The following is a 20,803-nucleotide window of genomic DNA, read 5'->3' on the forward strand; positions in this document are numbered from 1 at the left end:
CGGCCTTTTCGGCGACCGCGCGGGCGGGCGCGGCTCGCTCCTTGGTGAAGGTGCGTTCCATCTCGGCGAACAGCGCCAGGAGCAGGAACGGCACCTGCCCCATGCCGGCGTCGTCGGTGGTGTCGATCCGGATCGGATCCGCGAGCGACCGCGCCCCGATCCGCAGCTCGCGTACGAGGTTGCGGACCTCGCGCAGGTTCCGGCCGAGCCGATCCAGGGTCCACCCGGCCGACTCCGCCGGCAAAACGGTTTCTCGATCCCATCGCACTCTTACCAGGTCTGCCCCGCCGAGGTCTGCCCCACTGAGGTGTGCTGCTCCCGATGCTGACCGCCCGGATCCGCCGCCTGCGCACCCCCGAGGACGGCCGGCTGCCGGCCGAACCCGCGTCTGCTCAGGCCGGATGACAAGAGCCGGCGGCTGCGGCCGGATCAGGCTGCGCCTGTCCCGGTGAATGACTCAGCGGATCACTGAGCAGGCCGGTGAAGCCGAGCTCGGCCGCGCCGATCAGCGTGGTGTCCGCGGCCAGGGCGGACACGCGCAGCCGGGCCCGCTCCCGGGAGACCGGCATCGCGTGCTCGGCGATCCGCGCCGCCACCTGCGGCGCCGCCCCGCGGTAGACGTCACGCAGCATGCCCCCGAAGATCACCACGCCCGGGTTGAACAGGTTGATCAGGTTCGCCACGCCGATGCCGAGCCAGTCACCGATCGCGGCCACCGCGGCGGCCGCCACCGGATCGCCCGCGGCCGCGTCGCCGACCACCGCTCGGACCGCCTCGGCGCCGATCGCCCCGCCGGTCCGGCCAGCCGCGTCGAGCAGCGCGTACTCCCCCGTCTCGGCCTCCAGGCAGCCGCGCGAGCCGCACAGGCAGGGCCGGCCGCCGAACGGGTTGACCAGCATGTGCCCGACCTCGCAGCCGTAGCCGCCCTCACCGCCGAGCAGCTTGCCGCCGACCAGGATGCCGCCGCCCACGCCGACGTCGCCGTGCAGGTAGATGAGGTCGGGCGACCCGGCGCCGGCGCCGCGCTGGAACTCGGCGAGCGCGCCCAGATGCGCCTCGTTGCCCACCGCGACCGGCAGGCCCAGCCCCAGCGCCGCGGCCAGCTCGGCCCCGAACGCCTGGTCCACCCAGCCCATCTCCGGCCCGTAGCGGACCATGCCGTCGCCGGGACGGATCATGCCGCAGTACGACGCCCCGACCCCTGCGCACACCGAGCCGCCCGGGGCCGCGGCGACCAGCTCCCGCCCGAGCCCGGCCAGCGTGCCGACCACCGTCTCCAGGTCCACCCCGGCCCGCGCCCGCTGCCGCTCCCGGCGGGCCAGGATCGTGCCGCCGAGCCCGACCCGGGCAGCGACCAGCCGGTCCACCGCCACGTCGAAGGCGAGCACCCAGAAGCGCTCGGACTCCGGCCGGACCACCAGCGACGGACGCCCGGCCCCGGTCGTCCCGGCCGGTGGTCCCTCGTGGACCAGCCCGGCGGCGGCCAGGTCGGCGGTCAGCGCCAGGATCGTGCTCCGGTTCACGCCCATCCGCTCGGCCAGCGCAGCGCGGGACAGCGGCCCGCTCACGTGGACGTGGTGCAGCAGCGTGCCCAGACTGTTACGGCGCATGCTTTTCCTTACCTGTCGCGCCGCCGCAGCGCAACCGCACCGGGCATCGCCACGGGCGGGGCCGGCGGCGCCTGGCTGCACGACCCGGACGGCGCCGGGCCTCGCTGGTCTTCCTCAGTTCTGAGTGGCCGCCTGAGCACAGCACAGGTCGCTCCGGGCGCGAGCGCCGCCTCCCGGACGGCGGTCACCCGATCCGGACGGTCCGGGCCCAGGCCGGCGGGAGACGGTGACCGCCGTCGTCCTCGGCCCGCCGGCGGAACAGGCCCACCACGGTCCGGCAGGGCGGCGACACCGACGGCCACGGCGTCCAGCCGTCGGTCAACGCCACGACCACGTCCGGCCGTACGCGCAAAGCCTGATGAAAACCGGACCGCAGATCGGTCCCGCCGCCGCCGATCAGCGGGATGCCCTCGGCCCGGCAGAGCGGATGGGCGATCCGGGCCGCCGCGTCGCAGGACACCACGCTGACCCGCCCGCGGCCGCCGGCCGCCCGGCCGATCGCGGTCACCTCCAGCAGCGCCGTGCCCAGCTCGGCGTCGCTCACCGAGCCGGACGTGTCGATCACCACGCAGACCCGGGGCGGGCTGCGGCGCAGGGCCGGCAGGACCACCTCCGGCAGCGCCGCCGCCCGCCGGGCCGGCCGCCCGTATGTGTAGTCGCCGCCCGCCCCGGCCGACCCGGCCGCCGCCCGCACCGCCGCTCCGAGCAGCTCCCGCCACGGCTGCGGCGGGTGGAACGCCTCCTCGGCCCAGCGCCGCCACCCCCGCGGCACGCGGCCCGGGTGGCCGTTGATCGCCTCGCTCACCCGGAACCGCACCGCGTCCCGTTCCTGATCGGTCAGCCCGTGCGCGCCCTCCGGCCCGAGGTCCCACTCCCGGCCGCCGCCGTCCGCGCCGCCGTCCGCGCCGCTGCCGCAGTCCAGCCACGCGAAGCCGTCGGTCCACGGCCCGAGCTGGAACAGCGCCAGGTACTCCTCCATCAGCCGGCCGGGCGCCATCCGCAGGTTTCCCGGGGTGACCGCGCCGGCCGGGACCGGCAGGCCGTCCCCGAACGCGTCGTCGTTGATCTCGCAGTCCGCCGCGATGTTCATCCGCAGCCGCTCGCCGGGCCCGTTCAGGTCGTGGTGCCGCGCGTAGCGGTCGCCGCGCCCGTGGTGATCACGCAGCAGGTGGGAGACCTCGTGCACCCAGACCGAGGCGAGTTCCTCCAGCGGCATCCGGGCCACGAACCCCGGCGACACGTAACAGCGCCAGTACCTGTCGACCGCCATCGTCGGCGTCCGCGGTGACTCGACCACCTGCAGGGCGAACAGCGCCGACGCCAGGTAGGGACGGGCCCGGACGGCGAACAGCCGGGCCGCGTACAGCTTCTCGGTGTCCATGCTCACGCGGCCATCCGCGCCACGGTCATGGCGCCGGCCAGCCGCTCCACCCCGACGGGCATCGGCCAGTCGTCGCGCCGCAGCTCGGCGAGCTGACCGGCGGGCACCACCACCAGGTCCGGCGTACCCCCGTCGAGCGCCTTCACCAGCAGGATCCAGGCCGCCTCCCATCGCTTGCGGTCCGCTCGGCTCCGGACCGCTTCGACAATTCCTTGCAGTACGGCCTGACGAAGGTCCCCGCGCCCGGGAAGCACCGCGCCGGCCGGGTCGGCGAGCAGTTCCTCCGGGTCCGGCAGGTCCATCCGGTCGAGCGTGGCCAGCAACTCCAGCCCGGGACCGTCCCCGACCACGCCGCGCACCAGCATCGACAGCACCTCGCGGGAGGTGCCGGCCGCGGTCGCGAACGCGATCAGCCGGACCGCCATCTCCCAGGTGCGCGGCGACGGCCAGGGCCCGCCGCGCTTGGTCTCCGACTGCGGCAGCTGATGCACCAGCTTCGGGCGTACGGTGAGCATCCCGGTCACGCCGCGCCGGGCGTACGCCACCGCCTCGCCCAGCCGGGCGCGGTCCAGGGTCGGCAGCGCTGCCCGCGGCCACGTCCCACCGAGCCCCCGCACCACCACCTCGTGGTCGTAGGTCCACTGCAGGTGCACGAACCGGTTGGCCAGCGGCGCGCTCAGCTCCCAGCCGTCCGCGGCCGACCCGCGCGGGTTCGCGGCCGCCACGATCCGCACGCCGGGCGGCAGGGTCAGCGCGCCCACCCGGCGCTCCAGCACCAGCCGCAGCAGCGCGGCCTGCACCGCGGGCGGCGCGGTCGACAGCTCGTCGAGGAAGAGCAGCCCACGGCCGCTGTTCGCGAGCCGCACGGCCCAGTCCGGCGGGGCCATCGGCACGCCGTGCACGGCCGGGTCGGCCCCGATCACCGGCAGCCCGGAGAAGTCGGTCGGCTCGTGCACACTGGCGATCACGGTGGTCAGCGGCAGGTCCAGGGTGGCGGCGAGCTGGGTGAGCGCGGCGGTCTTGCCGATGCCCGGCTCACCCCAGAGCAGCACCGGCAGATCGGCGGCGACGGCCAGGGTGAGAGCCTCCAGCTGGATGTCCGGGCGCGGTTCGGTGGTCGTGTCGGCGAGCAGGCCGATCAGGTCGGCGGCAATGTCCAGAGTCATCGGGTCACCTTGGTGCGGCGTCGGGGCAGGGGGACGTCCTTGGTCGGGCCGTGGCCGGCCCGCCCGGAGCGGTACAGCTCGTAGATCCGGTGCCGCTGCTCGGCCCGGGCCAGTTCGTCACGCAGCGGCCCGTCGCGCAGCGAGGCGTACGGCCCCAACAGCGCCTCCACGGCGCGCAGGGCGCCGGGCAGGTCACCGTGGTCGAGCCGGGCGCGGATGTCGGTGAGGGTCTCGGGTGCGCGCGTCGCCTCGCCGATCACCCGCAGGCAGGGCAGCGGCGTACCGCCGAAACCCGTCAGGATTTCCTCCCGGCGCAGCTCCCCGGCGTTGTGATCCAGCGCCGCGAGCACCCCGTCGACGAGCCCGATCCGGTGCTGCCGGCCGCGGCACTCGACCAGCCGCAGCCCGTTCCCGGCGCCGTCGCCTCGTTCCGCAGCGCCCTTCGTGATGGCGCCTTTGTCCACGACGCCCTTGTTCAGGACGCCCTTCTCCATGGCGCGTGCGGGCCCGGGCGCCAGCGCGGCGGCCACCAGCGGGTGCAGCCGGCCGGGCTCGATCAGGCCGGCCCGCAGCAGCTCCAGGTCGGGCGGCACCCAGGTGGCCGCGTCGGGAAGCACCAGCGAACCCCGCGGCAGCCCGCGGTTGTTCCCCCGTTCGCCGGCGCTTCCCGCGCGGCGGTCCCGGGCCGGGCCACCGTCGCCCGGCAGTTCCCGGTGGTCGCGGGCATTGATCCGCACCAGAACCGGCTCACCCGCCCGGCCCTGCGCCCGGCGCAGGATGTCCGCCTCGGCCGCCCAGCGGTGCGCGGCCTCGGCGGTGTCCCCCGGCCAGCTCTCCACACCCGCACGTTCTCGCAGCTCAGTGGCGTGCCTTACGTCCCAGAGGTGATGATGGAGGTCGAACCGGAACCGCCGGTGCGGACGAGGATGCGGGTGCAGCCCGTCCCCGCCGCCGGCCCATAGCGCCAGGCTGATCCGCTGATCCGCGTCCGCCCACGCGGGAGCGGTCCGGGCCACCAGGTGCAGCCGCGGCGCGTATCGGACCAGCGACACGGTCAGCCCCGGCCGCAGCCGGCCGTCCTCCACCCGCGGCAGGTGCCAGCGCAGCAGATCGGGTGCGAGATGCCGCAGATCGTCACGAAGAGTGCCGGCCAGCTCGCGCCCGTGCACCCGGACCACGGCGAACGGGTCCAGATCCGGATCCACCCGGGCCGCCGCACAGGCGCCGGCCCAGTCCCCGGCAAGCCGCCGGGCGGTAGCAGTGTCGATCATCGAAGGCGGCACCGCGAACTCGCGCACGCGCCGCCAGGCGAGAAGACGGGGGTCACCGTCCACCGAGGAGCGCATCAGCACTCACTTCTTGTGGACATGGCCCCCTCTCCGGTTTCCGAGGTAAGCATCGCGGGCAGCGTAGCGCCTCCCGGCGATTCCGGCACTCCCATTTTCCCCGACATCCCGGCGGCGCCGGCCGGCGTCACCGTCCCGCCCACGTCATCCCCGGCTCCGCCGAGCCACCGGCCCAGCCGGCACCGACCGGCCCCCGCCGGCCCATCGCCCACCGGCCGGGAAGATTCAGGTCGGCGAGGCCCCGGTGTCGGCCCACGTGCGCCATGATCCGCTGGTGAACGGATCCCAGCTCGGTCGCGGACAGCCTCACTGGTCCAGCGGGCCGAGCAACCAGGCACCCGCGGAGTCCGGTGCCTCGTCGAAGTAGTAAGCCCGGATCGCCGTCACCAGGTCCCCGGTGGTGATGTATCCGTCGCCGTCACCGTCCAACCGGCCAAACGCCGCCCGGGCATCCGCCTCGGACAGACCCATCAGTGCACCGCTCCAGCGGACCTCGTCCTGCTCGGTCAACCGGCCATCATGGTCGGCGTCCGCGATCTGCATGATCGCGTCGAGGAACGGCCGGTAAGTGGCGTTGAACGCCGCCGGCGTCTCCAACATCCCGGCCGCGAACGCCGCCTTGTACTCGCCCTCACTGATCCGCCCGTCGCTGTCTACATCCGCGGCCTTCACCAGGTGGTCCCACACCTCCAGGCACAACGCGGTCATCCGCTGCTGCACCGCCGAGTCCGCAGCATGGCCGAACTCCGCGCCGAGGCGGGCCGCCGCGGTGGTGAAGTCGTCGCGCTCGATGAAGCCGTCGCCGTCATGGTCGTAGGTACGGAAACGCCGAGCCAGCTTACGGTCCAGGAACTCCGAGATCTGCACCATGCGGACCGTCCCTTCCTTCGCCGATCAACCCCAACACTCTTCTCAGCCAGCGCAAAGCATTGATAAACGCACAATAACAGGAGAGTAAGCCCAAAACGCCGTAATCCGCCGAGGACGTTTGGGGTCGTCGCTCAGGCGGTGTTCGTGACCGGCGAAGGGTTGAGCCTGGCGAAGCCTTCCTGTCGTTGGTAGGGAAAGTACGGGTAGGGGGCGGTGCGCGTGCTGGCAGCGTCGAGCCGGGCCGTCTGTTCGGGTGTGAGTGACCAGCCGACGGCGTCGATGTTCTGCCGCAGTTGCGCCTCGTTGCGGGCGCCGATGATGACGGTGGCTACCGTGGGTCGTCGGAGCAGCCAGTTGATCGCGATCTGCGGCACTGCCCGGCCGGTCTCACGAGACAGTTCTTCGAGGACGTCCACGACGCCGAACAGGTGCTCGTCGTCGACCGGCGGGCCGAACGAGGCGGTCGCGTGCAGTCGGCTCGTGGGCGGTGGCGGTGTATCGCGGCGGATCTTGCCGGTGAGTCGTCCCCAGCCGAGCGGGCTCCACACCATGGCTCCGACGCCCTGGTCGAGGCCCAGAGGCAGCAGTTCCCACTCGTAGTCCCGGCCGATCAGGGAGTAGTAGACCTGGTGTGCCACGTACCGGGAGCGGTGGTCCCGGTCGGCGGCGGCGAGGGACTTCATCAGCTGCCAGCCGGCGAAGTTGGAGACGCCGAGGTAGCGGATCTTCCCGTCCCGTACCAGGCCGTCCAGCGTCGCGACGACCTCCTCGACGGGCGTGGCAGCGTCGAAGGCCGAGGTCATCCGCGCCGTCTCGGCACCGCTCTACTACCGCCTGCTGGTCAGCGGAGACCCCCTCGACGAAGCAACGGCAGACCGGGCGGCCGAAGCGGCGGCTGCAGCCGCCCGCGCCGGCGTCTACACGCCCGTCAGCGGTTCCCGCTGACGACACGACCCGTCCGGATTTGCCGTCGACCGTGCGCGGCGGCAGACGAAGAGGCCGTTACGCGGTGTGACGTACGTCCGGCACTCAACTGCGCGCAAGCGGGCGTCCGTGGGGGCAATCCGCGACCGCTCAAAAACGTGACCAGTGAGTGCCTAACAGTGCGAGACCGTTTGACCTTCAGCGCTCGACCGCGAGGCGCACGCCCAAGCCGATGAACACACCGCCGGTCGCGACATCGAGCCGCCGGCGCGCGGCCCGGCGCCGGCTGAGCCACCCACCAATCCGTCCAGCCAGCAAACCCACCGTGCCATCGATCAGGAACTCAAGCGCGACGAACACCACGCCGAGAACAAGGAATTGCAGCCACACCTTGCCGAGGTGGGGATCGACAAACTGTGGCAAGAACGCGATCGTAAAGGTGACCATCTTCGGATTCACCAGGTTCGTCGCCAGACCGCGGAAGAACGCGCTCCCATCCGACATCCGAGCCGCTGCCACTTGCTCAAGCTGCTGAGTACCGCGGTGACGGATGGCCTGCACGCCGAGATACACAAGGTAACTGGCGCCCGCCAGACGTAGCGCAGTGAACGCGGCCGGCGCTGCAGCGAAGAATGCAGACAGTCCTGCGGCCGCAAGGGCGATGTGTACGACCTCACTGGTCGCGACTCCTGCGGTGGCGAGCAGTCCGGCGCGCGGGCCGCCGCGCATTCCGCACCCCAGGATGAACAGCATGTCGGGTCCCGGGCTCATCATCGCCGCAGTAGAGGTGACAAGGAAGAGGAGAAAAAGGTGCTGGTCAACGGGCATACAAGCGATACTCCTGCCCGTGGCATGGCGGGGCAAGCGGAGCAACCCGATGTGATAGAGCAGCGGATCGATTTTTTGACTTAGCTCCAGCGGCACATTCTCATGCTGATACCGCTCTCAACGCCGCGGCTGGGTTCAACTTTCGAAAGGTCACCACCGCGTCCGCCGCGTCCGCCGGCAGATTGCTTGTCCTGCCGGTTGAGTACAGGCTGACCTCGCCGAGGTCCAGCCCACCAGCGCTTGCGCAAGTACCCGGACTTGGGCATTCCGGCAACCGCGAGCCGGCGTGTTCACCGACGATCTCGCCCAGCAGTGGGCGCGGCGCACGCGGCAACTGACCGCCCTGGTCGCTGATTGACCCGCTTGTTCAGACCCATGGCAGCCCGGCGTTCAGGCCGGACAGGACGGTGCCGGCACCGCCGGCGGAGACCACGACGTCGCTCACCGCGAGAAGATCCTTGATCGGCGCGAAGCCCGCGGTCTGCAGCTGAGGTTCGGGCGGCGCTGTGCATGCCGGGGTGGGTGAGCAGGGCAACCTCGTGCCCGGCCGCGGCGAGCGGCAGCAGCGGCAGCGGGTGGCCCGTAGGCGGGGACGGGCGCTGCAGGACGGGATGCGCATGGTCTCTTTCAGATGCTCAGAAGGGTCTTGCCGATGGCCGCGCGGGTTTCCATCGCGGTGTGCGCGGCGGCGGCCTGGTCGAGGGGGTATCGCTGGCCGATGACCGGCCGGAGCCGGCCGGCGGATGCCAACGCGAGCGCTTCGACCGTGTGGCGAGTCTGCTCCTCAGGTGGGCCGAAGACACCGCGCTGTATCCGGATGCCGCGCCGCGCGGCGCTCTCGTCGGAGATGGCGGGCCAGCCGGAGGCTGAGCTGAACCCGAAGCTGATCATCCGGCCACCGTCGCCGAGCAGCCCGAACGCCGTCTCCGCGACAGTCCCGCCGACGCCGTCGAGGACCACGTCGGCACGGATACCCCGCGCCCAGTCCGCCTGCCGGTAGTCGATCGCGGCGTCGGCGCCCAGGTCGCGGACGATCCCCAGTTTGCGTGCCGACCCGGCAAGGGCCGTCACGTGGGCTCCGGCCGCATGTGCCAGCTGCACCAGCAGCGAGCCGACCCCACCGGCGGCCGCCTCGACCAGGACCCGGTCACCGGCCTGGATCTCCGCGGCTCGCATGATCATGAGGGCGGTTCGGCCGTCGGCCAGCAGAGCCGCGGCGTCGTCGGTCGCCACCCCGTCCGGGACCTCGATCACCTGGGCAGCGTCCACGGCGACCGTCTCCGCATAGCCGCCTGACCCGCCGGTGGTGGTGACCACCCGTTTGCCGATGAGATGCCGGGCGTCGGCCGAGCCGGCCGCCACCACCGTGCCGGCCACGCCATTGCCGGGGATCATCGGCGGAGGCGGGAACGGGCCGGATCCGGTCGCCCGGAACGACGTCTCGATCCAGGTGATGCCGGCGAACGTCACGGCGACCAGCACTTGTCCCGGCTCCGCCACCGGATCGGCCGTCTCTTCGACGTGCAACGTCTCCGGCGGACCGAACCCTCTCAACCACACCGCGCGCACAGATCACTCCCCTGAATAGAGTTCAACAGTTTCACCAGAGCGTACTCTGATAAACGTAGCAGCTATGATCATCCGATGACAGCCGAGCCTGCCCCCCGAGGACGACGAGCGGAGTACGCACAGCTGACCCGGCGGGCGATCCTGGACGCGGCCCGCGATCTGTTCGTGCGCAACGGATACTTCGAGACACGCGTCGAGGAGATCGCCGCCACGGCCCGGGTGGCGCCCGCGACCGTCTACGCCGTCGGCGGCGGCAAGCACGGGTTGTTGCGCACCCTCATCGAAGCCGGCACCACGGCCGAGGACGTCACGCGGATCGTGGCCCGGATCGAAGCCATCGACGAGCCGCGCCAGCTGATCTGCTTCATCGTGCACGCGACCCGGACCACTTTCGATCAGTGGTCCGGGCTGATGCGGCAGGTCGTCGCGGCCGCCGCCCGGGAGCCGAGCGTGCGCGAGAGCCTGGCCATCGCCCACGACAGCATGCGCGGCGGCTTCCAGCTCGTGGCCCGGCGGCTGGCCACGATGGGTGCGCTGCGCCCCGGCGTGGACGAGAGCCGGGCCACTGATCTGCTCTGGCTGCACCTGTGCAACGCCGCCTACTTCATCCGCACCGACGATCTGGGCTGGTCACTCGACGAGTCGGAGGCGTGGCTCGTCGACGCGCTGACCACCGCTCTGCTCGCGACCGGCTCGCGGCAGCCCTGACGGCCCGTTCAGACCAGCCTCACGCCGCCCCGGCCGGTCCTGATCCACGCGCAATCGCGCCCGGATCCGCACATCGGCACGAGCGCAAGTCGGTCCATGACACAGGCGTGACTGCGCGTAGTCCCCGGCCCACGGCTGAGAATGTGCTCGGCCAGGACGGTACGGTTGCTGATCATTGCGATGTCGCGCGCCGTAGTGCTGATGGAGTTCAGGCGGTGCAGGTGTTGAGCATCGTCTGCAGCGCGGTTTTCTCACTCGCTTGTGCCGTCAGCTGCCAGTATGACTTCACTGCGATCCACATCTTCGCGTAGGTGCACCGGTAGGCGGTGCGGGAGGGCTGCCAGGTGGAGGGGTCCTGGTCGCCTTTGGCCTGGTTGACGTTGTCGGTGACCGCGATCAGCTGAGGGCGGGTGAGGTCGTTGGCGAAGGATTGCCGGCGGCTGGTGGTCCAGGCGCTGGCGCCGGAGCGCCATGCCTCGGCCAGGGGGACGACGTGGTCGATGTCGACGTCGCTGGCCGCTGTCCAGGTGGCGCCGTCGTAGGGCGAGTACCAGCTGCCCGAGGTGGCGGCGCAGGCGGAACTGGTCACCACGTTGCTGCCGTCGCGTTTGAGTACGGTCTCACGGGTGTCGCAGGTGCCGCTGATGGTGATCCAGTGCGGGAACAGGTCCCGGTCGTAGGTGCCGGCGTTGGCCTCGGCGGCGATGGTCAGCGCGGACAGCTGGGTCTGCGCGCTCGCCGTGCTCGGAATCCCGGGCGGGGCGGCGGCAGCGGGGCTGGCCATCACGCCAGCGGTGACGAACCCCGCGGCGATAACGGCAAGCAGGCGGCGGATTCGGTGCATGGATCGGCTCCCATCGGCGTTTCGGTACGCCCACAGGCAGCACCGGATCGATGGGCATCATTCTGGATCTTGGTGGTTACGGGCACACATCCCGAACGGATCGTACGACCGTCAGGATGGCGGCGAGTGCGCTACCGCGTCGTCTCTCCTCAAGCATCGGAGCCGCTGTGCTGACGGGCGCCTACGTGCACGGCTGGCGCGAGGGCTATGCCACCGCTGTCGCGTCCCGGCCGGCGACCGACGCGGAGATCGCTGCGCAATGCCGGGAGCGTCACACCGACCTCATGGTCGCGCCCGCTGACACTCGACTCGGACACGATCTTGTCGCTGCCGGGGACGCGAACCTGTCGCTCAACAGCCGTGGACGCCGCGGTGGGCGCCGGCCGGCTCCTTCCGCGGCGGCCGGTCGTAGCGTCCGCGCCGCGGTGGTTGAGCAGCAGCGTCGTGCTGTCGCCGGCGCCGGGAAGACAGGTATCTGAAGCTTACGTCCGGCAGGGGGCTTCTAGGCGAGGCCGCTGTGTTGCAGGGCTTGCCGGATCTCCGGGCGCGTTTTCCCGCAGGCTACGTCACCAGGAAGTCCGGGGCGTATCCAACGGCCTTGGGCGTCGAGCAGGACCAGGTTGAGCGGGATCTCGCCTTCGCCTGAGCAGACAGTGGAATCCAGTGGTGGCAGGTCGGGTAGTTGTAACGCGTCTAGCACCGGCGCCACGTTGTCGCTGCGTTGTTCGCGCATGGTGGCGGCGCCTGAGCCGCCCGCCCGCGATTCGGTGCACACGATGACGGTGACCGCCTTGAAGGACGGGTCGAATCGCGGAATCCGGTACGGCGAGGGCAGCGTCGCTGTTGCGGGGAATGCGGCCGCGCACGACGCCCACTGGGCGTTGACCTGCGGTGTACCGGCGGGCCGTATCGCGTCGGCAGGTATGGACGCGACGCGTGACTGCTGGGGCCGGAGCGATGGCGCGGCGGTGTCGACGCCGTTGCCGGTGCCGCTGGTACAGCCGGCTAGTAGGGCTGCGGTGGAGCTGGCCAAGGCAATCCCCGCTCGTCGGAGCGAGCTAGCTGTGTTTGGCATCCTCGTTGCACTCCTCTGCCTGCATGCCCCGAGCGTTCGGGGCGTGCTGGCCCCGGCATCGCGTAGGGGCCGGAGATGTGACGCCGGCCAACCAGCAGCGGTTCCCCTACCTACTCAATCAGCTGATCGATCACCTGCGTCGGGGGTTCGGGTATTCCGGCGTGATGGTCAGCGCCAAGCACGCCGCCTCGGGCCCGCTGCGGGGGAAGGAACGCCCCATAACGGCAATGGCCCGAAGAGGTGAGGTTCAGCAACCAACTCTCCCCCGTTACGTGCTGCTACATGTCCATCACTTGCGGCTACCTTGCCGACGCTGGTTGTGAACAGAGTTACGGGAGTGGCTATTGCCGATCCAGGCCCTTCGGGGGCTGCTTCCGATTAGACCGAAATGTCACCGTGACGGGTGGCGGCAGTTCGTCGTGTAGTGGACGACGGACACCTCTCGGCCGACGCAATTCCCGCCGTGAGCAGGGAGTCTTATGGCTCCCCCACCCCCCTGATCGAGAAACGCCTGGGCAGTACGCGCCGGGTCACTCGATCGAAGCAACGCGAGGACACGAATGTCGAAGGCTGTACTGCGCACGTCGATGGCACTGGGCGCTGCCCTGCTCAGCGTGGGCACGCTCTACCCGATGTCCCCGGCACTCGCCGACAACGGCGGTGCGTCTCCTGCTTCGCTGACCAGCGGCGCACAGGCGGACTTCGACCTCAAGCAGAGCGCGATGACCGACCTGAAGTCCTGGATCATCACCCGTCCCGGGATCGAGAGCAGCGGCTACGTCGAGTCGATCAACGACCCGGCAAACCTGTCGACGACGCTGCTGTGGCACGGCCCTGCCGATGCGCTGCAGGCAAGCATTCTCGCCGAGGCCAAGCGGCGCGGGATCACCGCCAAGGTCGAGCAGCGTAAGTACAGCATGAAGGACATCAAGACGGCATCGAAACGCGCTCTCGAGAGTTCCGGCAAGGGCGCGTTCAAGGACGTCACCATCTACTCGGTCTCCGGGCTCACCGCCGACTTCGACGGCATCAAAGTCAATGTCCAGCAGGCCACCAACGCAAGCGGCATCCGTGTCCAGAGCAAGGCCCTGTCCACGACGGCAGGCAAGGCCGCGAACGATCAGATCGCCAAGAACGCGGCCGCGGAGCTCGGCATCGCCGTCGAGGTCGATCCCGGAACGCCGATCACGCCTACTGCAACGGCGCGCGGTACCGACACTCCTGCCTACAACGCCGGCGGCTACATGACTGATTCCAGCGGTCACGTTTGTTCGACGGGCTTCAGCATCCGGGGTAGCGCCCAGACCTACTCGACGACCGCCCGTCACTGCCAGTCAACCTACGGCCCCCGGGAACTCGGCGGTACCCGTTACGGTGCCACGTACAAGTACTCCACCGACGGTGCCGCTCGGGTCCTGACCAGCCAAGGCTCGGCTCTGATGTTCTACGGCCCGTGGGACAGCACCTCGCGAGCCACCGTAAAGTCCTTCGGTGACGTCAGCCTCGGTGACCTTGTCTGCACCAACGGCGGCAACTCCGGCACCCACTGCGGCGGCAACTCCAGCCAGAAGGTCACCGACATGGTCCACACGTGGAACGACGGCTACGGCAGCGTCTCCACGATCGAGGCCAAGCGGATCGACGGTGCCATCGCCGTCATCCAGGGCGACAGCGGCGGGCCCATCTACCAGAACATCACCGGCACCACGGTGAAGGCAGTCGGCATGATCCAGGCCGCCGGCGCCGCCCTGTCGAACTGCGGCGACGTCCGCGACGGCGGCGGCAACGTCTGCAGCGCGACCGTCTACTTCACCGGCATGCGCACCATCGTCCGCGGCGTGTCCGGCACCAGCCTGGTGACCGGCTGATCCCAGACGGTCGTCGGTTCACCGACATCTGTCTGCCCGCAATACTCGGCTAACCAGGGCGGCCGGTGAATGGCGCCGACCATTCGCCGGCCGCCCGCTGCGCACCAGGACAGGGGAAAAGCATGTCCTCCAACGAGACACCCGACGACCCGGCCGTTCACACAGCAGAAAAGCGGTCGAGTCGCCGCACGGTCGTCGCCGCGACCGCCGCGGTGATCACCGCCACGCTCGCAGGTATGGGAGCGATACACAGCGCGGCCGCCGACACCGTACCCGCCACGCCCGGCCCCGGAGCGTCCACGCTGCCCGACAGCATCATGCAACAGCAGAACCGGCTCTCCGAGCTCAATACCTGGATCATCAGCCAACCCGACGTGTACGCGAACGGCTACGTCGCCTCGGTGAACGACGCGCAGGCAGGTTCCACCATCCTGCTGTGGCACGGCGAAGCGAACCAGACGCAGAAGGCCATCATCCAGAAGGCCACCCAGCTCGGCATCACCGTGACCGTCCAGCAGCGCAAGCACAGCATGGCCGACATCCTCCGCGGGCAGAAGGCCCTCGAAGGCCACAGCGGCCATGGGGTGTTCGCCAACTTCACGATCAACTCGACAGCGGGCCTCACGGCCGACTTCGACGGCATCATCGTCTACGGCGAGTACATCAGCCCGCCTGTTCAAGGCCGAGCCGAAGCAGATGCGGCGCTCGCCGAGGCCGTATCCCAGGAAATCGGCGTCACGGTATCCATCGAACCCGGCGGGGTGATCACCCCGGCATAGCCATGCACGGCGACGAGCGGGACGGTCAAGAAAGCGCTTGAGTCTCCCCCGGTTCGATGGAGCAGTTTTTCCTGCTACCGGCCGGCGGCAGGGGCGACGAGTTCAGGCTCGGCCTGGCTTGCCCGGCGGTGATGCCAGGCGGTCTGGAACTCTGCCCTGGGCCTCCGAATGACCGACGTACGGTCACGGTCGGTTGGTCGAAAGGTCCTGGGTGCCGATAACCCGCAGTAGTTCTAGTGCCTGATGGACCGGGGAGCCCGGCTCCGCGGTGAAAAGCACGATCTGCTGGTCGCGATCGGGCAGCGTCAGGATTTCGAAGTCCAGCTCCAATCGCCCGACCGCCGGATGATCGAGTATCTGATGACTGTGGTGTTCGATGCGCAACTCCTGATCCCGCCAGAGGCGAGCGAACTCCGGACTGCCGGTCGTCAGGTCGCGGATCAGATCACGGATCTCGGTGCTGCGCGGGTAGCGACTGGCGGCGACCCGGAGGTAACTCACCGCGGTGCGCGCGAACTGCGGCGAGTCTCCCATCCCATAACCACGCCGGGCGGGATCGGGGTGCAGAAAGAAGCGGCGTACGAAATTGCGGTCGTCGGCTCCAAGCGCCGAGAAGTCCTCGAACAGCGCGGCCGCCAGCGGGTTCCAGGCGAGAACCCGACACGCTCCGTTGATCACCACGACGCCGGCATCGGTCATGCGTTCGAGCAGTTGCAGCGTGCCGGCTGGCACGTCCCGCGCCGACCCGTCGTTGCTTTCCGCCGCAGCCTGGCCGGCCAGCCGGAACAGGTGCGCCCGTTCCTGGTCGGAGAGCCGTAAGGCGCGAGCGATTCCGTTGAGCACTGGTCGTGACGGATGCCGCCCACGACCCTGCTCGAGTCGGCTGTAGTGGTCGACCGAGATCGCCGCGAGCTGTGCGACCTCCTCGCGTCGCAGCCCGGGCGTGCGTCGCCGCGTGCCCGTCGGGAGCCCCGCGTCCTGCGGCTTCACCCGCTCGCGACGGCTGCGCAGGAACTCCGCCAGCGCTTGCCTGTCCATGAGCCGAGACTACGGGTCAGGGCGTGGCTCAGCCGCGTACCGCCGGTCCCTGGCTACCCTTCGGCCGAATCGTGACAGTTCTTGGCATGACAGAGTCGGTGCTGGTGACAGGCGGGTCCGGGTTCGTGGCGGGCTACGTGATTCGCGAATTACTCGAGCGCGGTTTCCGGGTGCGGACCACGCTGCGGAACCCGGCCCGGGCCGATGCCGTACGCAGGAAGCTGGTCCTTGATGGTGATCTGTCGTTCACCGTTGCCGACCTGCTCAGCGACGATGGTTGGGATGCTGCGGCGGCGGGGATGGACTACGTCGTGCACACCGCGTCGCCGATGCCGGTCGGCGAACACCGCGGGCAGGACATCATCACCCCGGCCCGAGCAGGCACGCGGCGGGTGCTGGAGTCCGCGCGGCGCGCGGGCGTACGCCGGGTGGTGGTCACCTCCTCGACAGCCGCCGCCATTCCCACCGAGCCGGGCGGCCCGGCCGACGAGAACGTCTGGACCGACTTGCCCGACAAGCCCCGCTACGCCTACCCGCGCGCGAAAACTCTCGCCGAGCAGGACGCCTGGCGGATGGTTGCTGGGTGGCCGGCTGGCCCCGAACTGGTCACCGTGCTTCCGTCCAATATCCAAGGCCCGGCACTGGACGCCGACCTTTCACCGTCGGTGTGGCTGATCCGGATGATGCTGACCGGAAAGATGCCCGTGCTGCCGCAGATGGGCTACGCCATCGTCGACGTGCGGGACCTCGCCGTCCTACACGCCGACGCGATGACCGAACCGTCAGCGGCCGGACGACGATTCATCGCAGCGGGACAGTTCCTCTGGTTCCGCGAAATGGCGGAACTGTTGCGCGACCGGCTCGGCGCCCAGGCGGCCAAGGTATCGCCGCGCCGGTTGCCCAATTGGGTGGTGCGAGCAGCCGCACCCTTCAACGCCGAGATGAACCAGATGGTCCCCAGCCTCGGCGTCCGGAGCCGTCTGTCGTCGGCTCGCGCCGAGAAGCAATTCGGCTGGCACCCCCGTCCGGCCGCGGATTCGGTAATCGACACAGCTAACAGCTTGATCAAGCTCGGCCTCGCCGGCTGACGGCCGTAGGCCCAGGTGTATCTGGTTGCCCGGACCGTTCAGGACCGCAGTCGTCCACCACCTGCGGCTCCTCAGGGCCAGGACGGTGTGCCGCTGCGGTGGGGCCGGTGGGACGGCAGCCGCCTGACGGTCACCCGCATCGGCGATGACGACCGCTTCCTCATGGACGTCAGCCCGGACGGAACCCAGTTCCTCACCATCGCCCCCTGGCAGGCGGCGCTGGCACTTCATCACCTTCCCGACGGTGCGGAGCCCTGGATGCAGTTCAGAGCCAAGCTGCTCAGGCTGCCGGGGCGGTCAGGACGGCCTTGGCCGCCAGCCGAAAACCTCTGATCATCGGATTCGGGTCGCCCTTGCGGCTGACCACGACGACACGGCTGGGGGGAGCACCGGTGATCGGGACGGTGACCAGGTCGGGACGCAGTGAGCTGCGCAGATCGCCGACTGGTAGCACGGCGATCGCCCGGCCGCTTGCGACCAGTTCGAGCTTGTCCTCGTAGCTCTCCATCGGTGGCACACCGGGGCCGAGGAGCTGGTACGAGGACCAGTCCCCGGTCCCGAAAGCGCAGGGTGCCGCCTTTTCGCCGGCCAGTTCCTGCGAGGTCACCGACGCGCGGCCAGCCCACGGATGACCGCGCGGGACCACCAACATCCGGGGTTCCTCGTACAGCGGGGTGGCGAGCACCTCGTCGGCGGCCAGCGGCAGCGGGGCTCGCCCGATCAGGGCATCGACGCGCTTGTCGGACAGCGCCCCCACGTCGCGGCAGCTCAGGTGCCGGGTGGTGATCTCGGCGTGCGGGTGGCGGCGGCGCAGTTCCCGGACCGCGGCAGTGATCACCAGGTCTTCGACATAGCCGAGGGTGATTCGTTCGATCTCAGCCTGGTCGCGTACGGCCAGTTCGGCCTGCCTGGCGGCTTGCAGCAGGGCTTGTGCCCGGGGCAGGAACGCCTCGCCGGCCGCAGTGAGCCGGGCGCCCTGGGGTACCCGGTCCAGCAGTCGTGCGCCGAGTCGTTTCTCCAGCCGTTGGATCTGTCGGCTCAGCGCCGGCTGGGCGACGTGCAGGTCGGCGGCGGCCCGCCCGAAGTTCTGGTGCGCCGCGACCACCGTGAAGTAGCGCACCAGCCGCAGTTCCAGGTCCTGCCCGAGATCGTTCACCCGGCGAAGCGTACGCGTCATGTCTTTTCGGAATGACCGGGTTGCCGAACCGGTCTTGGACAGCCCGCCCGTTCCGGCCTTGACTGAGGGAGCAACGTTCCCCGGAGAAAGCACAGGCGTGATGAAGGCGATCCAGTTCCACGAGGCCGGCGGCCCGGAAGTTTTGCAGTACGACGAGGTGCCGGTGCCCGAGATCGGACCGGGCGAGGTCCTCGTCCGGGTGTACGCGGCGGGCATCAACCCGCCGGACTGGTACCTGCGGGAGGGGCTGAAGGTCATGCCGGCCGAGATGCGGCCGGCGCTGGAGTTCCCGCTGACTCCCGGAACGGACATGTCCGGCGTGGTCCAGGCGGTCGCTGCGGACGTGACGGAGTTCGCCGTCGGTGACGAGGTCTTCGGCATGCTGCGGTTCCCCGGGTTCGACGGCCGAACGTACGCCGAGTATGTGGCCGCGCCTGCGTCGCACCTGGCCCGCAAGTCCGCCGGTATCGACCACGTACAGGCGGCCGGGGCCCCGATGGCCGTACTCACGGCCTGGCAGTACCTGGTTGATCTCGGCCACGACGTGCCGTCTCCGTTCACCGGTCAGGTGCATCAGCCGGTGCCGATCACACCGGGGATGACCGTGCTGGTCAACGGGGCCGCCGGCGGGGTGGGCCACTTCGCGGTGCAGCTGGCGAAGTGGAAAGGAGCACGCGTGGTCGCGGTGGCCTCGGGCCGCCACGAACAGTTCCTGCGCAAGCTCGGCGCCGACGAGTTCATCGACTACACCACGACGCGGGCCGCGGACGTGGTCAGCGATGTCGACCTCGTGATCGACACGGTCGGCGGCCCGGACAGCTCACGCTTCCTGACCGTGCTCAAGCGTGGCGGCACCATGCTTCCGGTGTTCTTCGCCCAGTACGACCCGGAAGAGACAACGCGTCTGGGCATCTCAGTCTCCAACATCCAGGTACGTTCCAACGGCCCCCAGCTCGCCGAGATCGGACGCCTGTTCGACGAGGGCAAACTTCAAGTCGGGGTGGACAGCACGTATCCGCTGTCCGAGGCCGGCACCGCACACACGCGAGCCGCGCGGGGCCACATCCAGGGCAAGATCGTGCTGACGGTGGTCTCGTGATCACCGAACCGCGGCACGCGGTGGCGAACTACGCTCACGCCCTGGACGAGCTGAACGTGCCCGCGCTGGAAGCGATTCTGACCTAGGACACCACCTGGACCTTCACGGTGCCAGGACAGGGAGTTCTCGGCCTGTCGCCGGACGCACGGCGGTGCTCGACTTCGTCCGTGACGGGCACGCGGCCCAGACGGAAGGGTGCGGCACCACCTGAGCAATGTCGTGGTCAGGACGGCGGACGCCAGCAGCGCTGAGGTGCGGGCCTATCTGTTGATGTCCCGATAGCGGCGTACCGCTGCTCGATCAGCGCATCGGCTGCTCGCATGGCGGCGAAGTGATCCCCGGCGCCAGCATCACCGGGAACCGCCCTGGCCAGTAACTGGTCCAGAATGCCACGCCGGTACAGCAACTCGGCCAGAGCACCGGCCGCCTGCTCATGCTCCTCCGGCACGGCGGCACGCCGCTCCCACTGCGCGACGGCCAGCGCCAACGTCTCTGGAGCATCGAGCGGCTGATCCAACCGGGCAAGCGCGTCGGGGCAACCCCCGCCACACCCGACCCCAGGTCACCACGGACGCATGATGCCTGATTCCGATACCCACCAGCGAACTCACCGTCACCGACGGATCTCAACCGATCGGCCACCTGTCAGCCCTCTGCTGGCCTGATGCACTCACGACACCGCTGGGCTAGCTTCACGATCACCACACGGCGACGGAACAGGTCCCAGTCATCATCAAACGAATCAATCTCATCATCCCCGCGCACCTGGCGGCCGAATTGCAGATCCCGGTGCTGGCGATCACCGACGGCACAGCCGCCCCGGAATGGGTCGAGGTGCCACTGAGCCGGTGGCGGTTCAAGCGCAGACCGTCGCAGCGGCTTCCCCTGGATCCGCATACGGCCAAGAGCGTTCGCCGGCACCTGCGGCTGGCACCGTGGTCGCTGCTGGTGGGCCTGGTCTCACTGGCGGCTTGGTCGGGCTTGGCATTCGCGAACCTGTCGTCTGTCAGCAGGGCGGCGGCGGTTGCGGTGGCGTGCGCCGGCAGTCTGTGGCCCCTGGCGGAGCGACGGGGGCTCCCTGAGCACATGCCGTCGCGCACCCGGTCCGGTGAACTGCGCATCCCGCAGGTCCCGGTGGAGGTGGCCGACCAATGGGTTGTCCAGAACCCGGGTGTGATCGCCACCGACGAACCCGCCCCACGCCCGCATTCCCGGCGGTTTTACGCCAGCTGGGCCACGGGCCTTCTGACAGCATCGATCGCTCTGGCCGCGGTACTGGAGAACGACGGACGAGAAGACTCCATCCTGCTCTGGATACTGGTGCCTGCCCTCTTCTTCACCAGCCTCACGATGGTGTGGAAGATGCAACCGCCCGCGAAGGACGGCACCGTGCGAACCTGGCCGCCCGGAGCTGCGTAGATCGCATCCAATCG

The 20,803-nt window shown here is 69.9% G+C and carries 19 protein-coding genes and 1 pseudogene; 6 read left to right on the forward strand and 14 right to left on the reverse strand.

What is annotated here, in order from left to right:
• Positions 1–7: 7 nt before the first annotated feature.
• The 9 genes and pseudogenes from Asi03nite_RS38215 to Asi03nite_RS32360 form a co-directional block, all read right to left on the reverse strand.
• Positions 8–268 (reverse strand): annotated as a pseudogene (locus tag Asi03nite_RS38215) (recombinase family protein); the annotation flags it as partial.
• A gap of 124 nt (positions 269–392) precedes the next feature.
• Positions 393–1,610, reverse strand: a complete 1,218-nt coding sequence (locus Asi03nite_RS32325) for an ROK family protein (RefSeq protein ID WP_203684305.1) — start codon at positions 1,608–1,610, stop codon at positions 393–395.
• A 184-nt stretch (positions 1,611–1,794) separates the two neighbouring features.
• The gene (locus Asi03nite_RS32330; RefSeq protein ID WP_203684330.1) at positions 1,795–2,991 is read right to left on the reverse strand and encodes a vWA domain-containing protein; all 1,197 of its coding nucleotides are present in this window, start codon (positions 2,989–2,991) and stop codon (positions 1,795–1,797) included.
• A 2-nt stretch (positions 2,992–2,993) separates the two neighbouring features.
• The gene (locus tag Asi03nite_RS32335; protein WP_203684306.1) at positions 2,994–4,157 is read right to left on the reverse strand and encodes an AAA family ATPase; all 1,164 of its coding nucleotides are present in this window, start codon (positions 4,155–4,157) and stop codon (positions 2,994–2,996) included.
• On the reverse strand, positions 4,154–5,503 hold the full coding sequence (locus Asi03nite_RS32340) for a hypothetical protein (RefSeq protein ID WP_203684307.1): 1,350 nt from the start codon (positions 5,501–5,503) through the stop codon (positions 4,154–4,156). The genes Asi03nite_RS32335 and Asi03nite_RS32340 overlap by 4 nt, the downstream gene beginning before the upstream one ends.
• A gap of 306 nt (positions 5,504–5,809) precedes the next feature.
• Positions 5,810–6,373 (reverse strand): EF-hand domain-containing protein, encoded by a 564-nt coding sequence (locus Asi03nite_RS32345; protein ID WP_203684308.1) that lies wholly within the window; start codon positions 6,371–6,373, stop codon positions 5,810–5,812.
• A 131-nt stretch (positions 6,374–6,504) separates the two neighbouring features.
• Positions 6,505–7,176 carry an aldo/keto reductase gene (locus Asi03nite_RS32350; protein WP_239103081.1) on the reverse strand — a complete coding sequence of 224 codons (672 nt, stop codon included), beginning with the start codon at positions 7,174–7,176 and terminating at the stop codon, positions 6,505–6,507.
• A gap of 319 nt (positions 7,177–7,495) precedes the next feature.
• The gene (locus Asi03nite_RS32355) at positions 7,496–8,221 is read right to left on the reverse strand and encodes a LysE family translocator (RefSeq protein ID WP_203684309.1); all 726 of its coding nucleotides are present in this window, start codon (positions 8,219–8,221) and stop codon (positions 7,496–7,498) included.
• Between the two features lie 531 nt (positions 8,222–8,752).
• Positions 8,753–9,694, reverse strand: a complete 942-nt coding sequence (locus tag Asi03nite_RS32360; protein WP_203684310.1) for a zinc-binding dehydrogenase — start codon at positions 9,692–9,694, stop codon at positions 8,753–8,755.
• A 75-nt stretch (positions 9,695–9,769) separates the two neighbouring features.
• Between Asi03nite_RS32360 and Asi03nite_RS32365 the strand changes: the two genes are divergently transcribed.
• The gene (locus Asi03nite_RS32365) at positions 9,770–10,402 is read left to right on the forward strand and encodes a TetR/AcrR family transcriptional regulator (RefSeq protein ID WP_203684311.1); all 633 of its coding nucleotides are present in this window, start codon (positions 9,770–9,772) and stop codon (positions 10,400–10,402) included.
• Between the two features lie 208 nt (positions 10,403–10,610).
• On the opposite strand, the gene Asi03nite_RS32370 is transcribed toward Asi03nite_RS32365, so the two are convergent.
• Together Asi03nite_RS32370 and Asi03nite_RS32375 are read right to left on the reverse strand one after the other, a co-directional pair.
• On the reverse strand, positions 10,611–11,186 hold the full coding sequence (locus Asi03nite_RS32370; RefSeq protein WP_239103083.1) for an HNH endonuclease family protein: 576 nt from the start codon (positions 11,184–11,186) through the stop codon (positions 10,611–10,613).
• 562 nt (positions 11,187–11,748) lie between these two features.
• Positions 11,749–12,279, reverse strand: a complete 531-nt coding sequence (locus tag Asi03nite_RS32375; RefSeq protein WP_203684313.1) for a hypothetical protein — start codon at positions 12,277–12,279, stop codon at positions 11,749–11,751.
• Positions 12,280–12,881: 602 nt separating this feature from the next.
• Here Asi03nite_RS32375 and Asi03nite_RS32380 point away from each other — a divergent pair.
• Together Asi03nite_RS32380 and Asi03nite_RS32385 are read left to right on the forward strand one after the other, a co-directional pair.
• Entirely contained in the window at positions 12,882–14,189 is a 1,308-nt protein-coding gene (locus tag Asi03nite_RS32380) for a chymotrypsin family serine protease (RefSeq protein WP_203684314.1), read from the forward strand.
• Positions 14,190–14,311: 122 nt separating this feature from the next.
• On the forward strand, positions 14,312–14,968 hold the full coding sequence (locus Asi03nite_RS32385; protein WP_203684315.1) for a hypothetical protein: 657 nt from the start codon (positions 14,312–14,314) through the stop codon (positions 14,966–14,968).
• Between the two features lie 183 nt (positions 14,969–15,151).
• On the opposite strand, the gene Asi03nite_RS32390 is transcribed toward Asi03nite_RS32385, so the two are convergent.
• Complete coding sequence (locus Asi03nite_RS32390) at positions 15,152–16,006, reverse strand: helix-turn-helix transcriptional regulator (protein ID WP_203684316.1); 855 nt, start codon at positions 16,004–16,006, stop codon at positions 15,152–15,154.
• Positions 16,007–16,092: 86 nt separating this feature from the next.
• Here Asi03nite_RS32390 and Asi03nite_RS32395 point away from each other — a divergent pair, with 86 nt between their 5' ends.
• The gene (locus tag Asi03nite_RS32395) at positions 16,093–17,094 is read left to right on the forward strand and encodes an NAD-dependent epimerase/dehydratase family protein (RefSeq protein ID WP_203684317.1); all 1,002 of its coding nucleotides are present in this window, start codon (positions 16,093–16,095) and stop codon (positions 17,092–17,094) included.
• Between the two features lie 280 nt (positions 17,095–17,374).
• On the opposite strand, the gene Asi03nite_RS32400 is transcribed toward Asi03nite_RS32395, so the two are convergent.
• Positions 17,375–18,250, reverse strand: a complete 876-nt coding sequence (locus Asi03nite_RS32400; RefSeq protein ID WP_203684318.1) for a LysR family transcriptional regulator — start codon at positions 18,248–18,250, stop codon at positions 17,375–17,377.
• Positions 18,251–18,371: 121 nt separating this feature from the next.
• On the opposite strand from Asi03nite_RS32400, the gene Asi03nite_RS32405 reads away from it, so the two are divergent.
• Positions 18,372–19,370 (forward strand): NADP-dependent oxidoreductase, encoded by a 999-nt coding sequence (locus Asi03nite_RS32405; RefSeq protein WP_203684331.1) that lies wholly within the window; start codon positions 18,372–18,374, stop codon positions 19,368–19,370.
• Positions 19,371–19,593: 223 nt separating this feature from the next.
• On the opposite strand, the gene Asi03nite_RS32410 is transcribed toward Asi03nite_RS32405, so the two are convergent.
• Positions 19,594–19,887: a hypothetical protein gene (locus tag Asi03nite_RS32410; RefSeq protein WP_203684319.1), complete on the reverse strand. Its 294-nt coding sequence runs from the start codon at positions 19,885–19,887 to the stop codon at positions 19,594–19,596.
• 272 nt (positions 19,888–20,159) lie between these two features.
• On the opposite strand from Asi03nite_RS32410, the gene Asi03nite_RS32415 reads away from it, so the two are divergent.
• A complete protein-coding gene (locus Asi03nite_RS32415) occupies positions 20,160–20,789 on the forward strand; it encodes a hypothetical protein (protein ID WP_203684320.1) in 630 nt (209 codons plus the stop codon).
• The last annotated feature ends 14 nt before the right edge of the window (positions 20,790–20,803 follow it).

This window comes from Actinoplanes siamensis, from assembly GCF_016862395.1.
GTDB classification, from domain to species: domain Bacteria; phylum Actinomycetota; class Actinomycetes; order Mycobacteriales; family Micromonosporaceae; genus Actinoplanes; species Actinoplanes siamensis.

Excerpts from the sequence above, each read along its gene's own strand:
- Asi03nite_RS32350 (WP_239103081.1), bottom strand. The coding sequence starts at position 7,176 with ATGACCTCGGCCTTCGACGCTGCCACGCCCGTCGAGGAGGTCGTCGCG.
- Asi03nite_RS32335 (WP_203684306.1), bottom strand. The coding sequence starts at position 4,157 with ATGACTCTGGACATTGCCGCCGACCTGATCGGCCTGCTCGCCGACACG.
- Asi03nite_RS32325 (WP_203684305.1), bottom strand. The coding sequence starts at position 1,610 with ATGCGCCGTAACAGTCTGGGCACGCTGCTGCACCACGTCCACGTGAGC.
- Asi03nite_RS32395 (WP_203684317.1), top strand. The coding sequence starts at position 16,093 with ATGACAGAGTCGGTGCTGGTGACAGGCGGGTCCGGGTTCGTGGCGGGC.
- Asi03nite_RS32390 (WP_203684316.1), bottom strand. The coding sequence starts at position 16,006 with ATGGACAGGCAAGCGCTGGCGGAGTTCCTGCGCAGCCGTCGCGAGCGG.
- Asi03nite_RS32405 (WP_203684331.1), top strand. The coding sequence starts at position 18,372 with ATGAAGGCGATCCAGTTCCACGAGGCCGGCGGCCCGGAAGTTTTGCAG.
- Asi03nite_RS32330 (WP_203684330.1), bottom strand. The coding sequence starts at position 2,991 with ATGGACACCGAGAAGCTGTACGCGGCCCGGCTGTTCGCCGTCCGGGCC.
- Asi03nite_RS32365 (WP_203684311.1), top strand. The coding sequence starts at position 9,770 with ATGACAGCCGAGCCTGCCCCCCGAGGACGACGAGCGGAGTACGCACAG.
- Asi03nite_RS32385 (WP_203684315.1), top strand. The coding sequence starts at position 14,312 with ATGTCCTCCAACGAGACACCCGACGACCCGGCCGTTCACACAGCAGAA.
- Asi03nite_RS32345 (WP_203684308.1), bottom strand. The coding sequence starts at position 6,373 with ATGGTGCAGATCTCGGAGTTCCTGGACCGTAAGCTGGCTCGGCGTTTC.
- Asi03nite_RS32340 (WP_203684307.1), bottom strand. The coding sequence starts at position 5,503 with ATGCGCTCCTCGGTGGACGGTGACCCCCGTCTTCTCGCCTGGCGGCGC.
- Asi03nite_RS32370 (WP_239103083.1), bottom strand. The coding sequence starts at position 11,186 with ATGGCCAGCCCCGCTGCCGCCGCCCCGCCCGGGATTCCGAGCACGGCG.
- Asi03nite_RS32380 (WP_203684314.1), top strand. The coding sequence starts at position 12,882 with ATGTCGAAGGCTGTACTGCGCACGTCGATGGCACTGGGCGCTGCCCTG.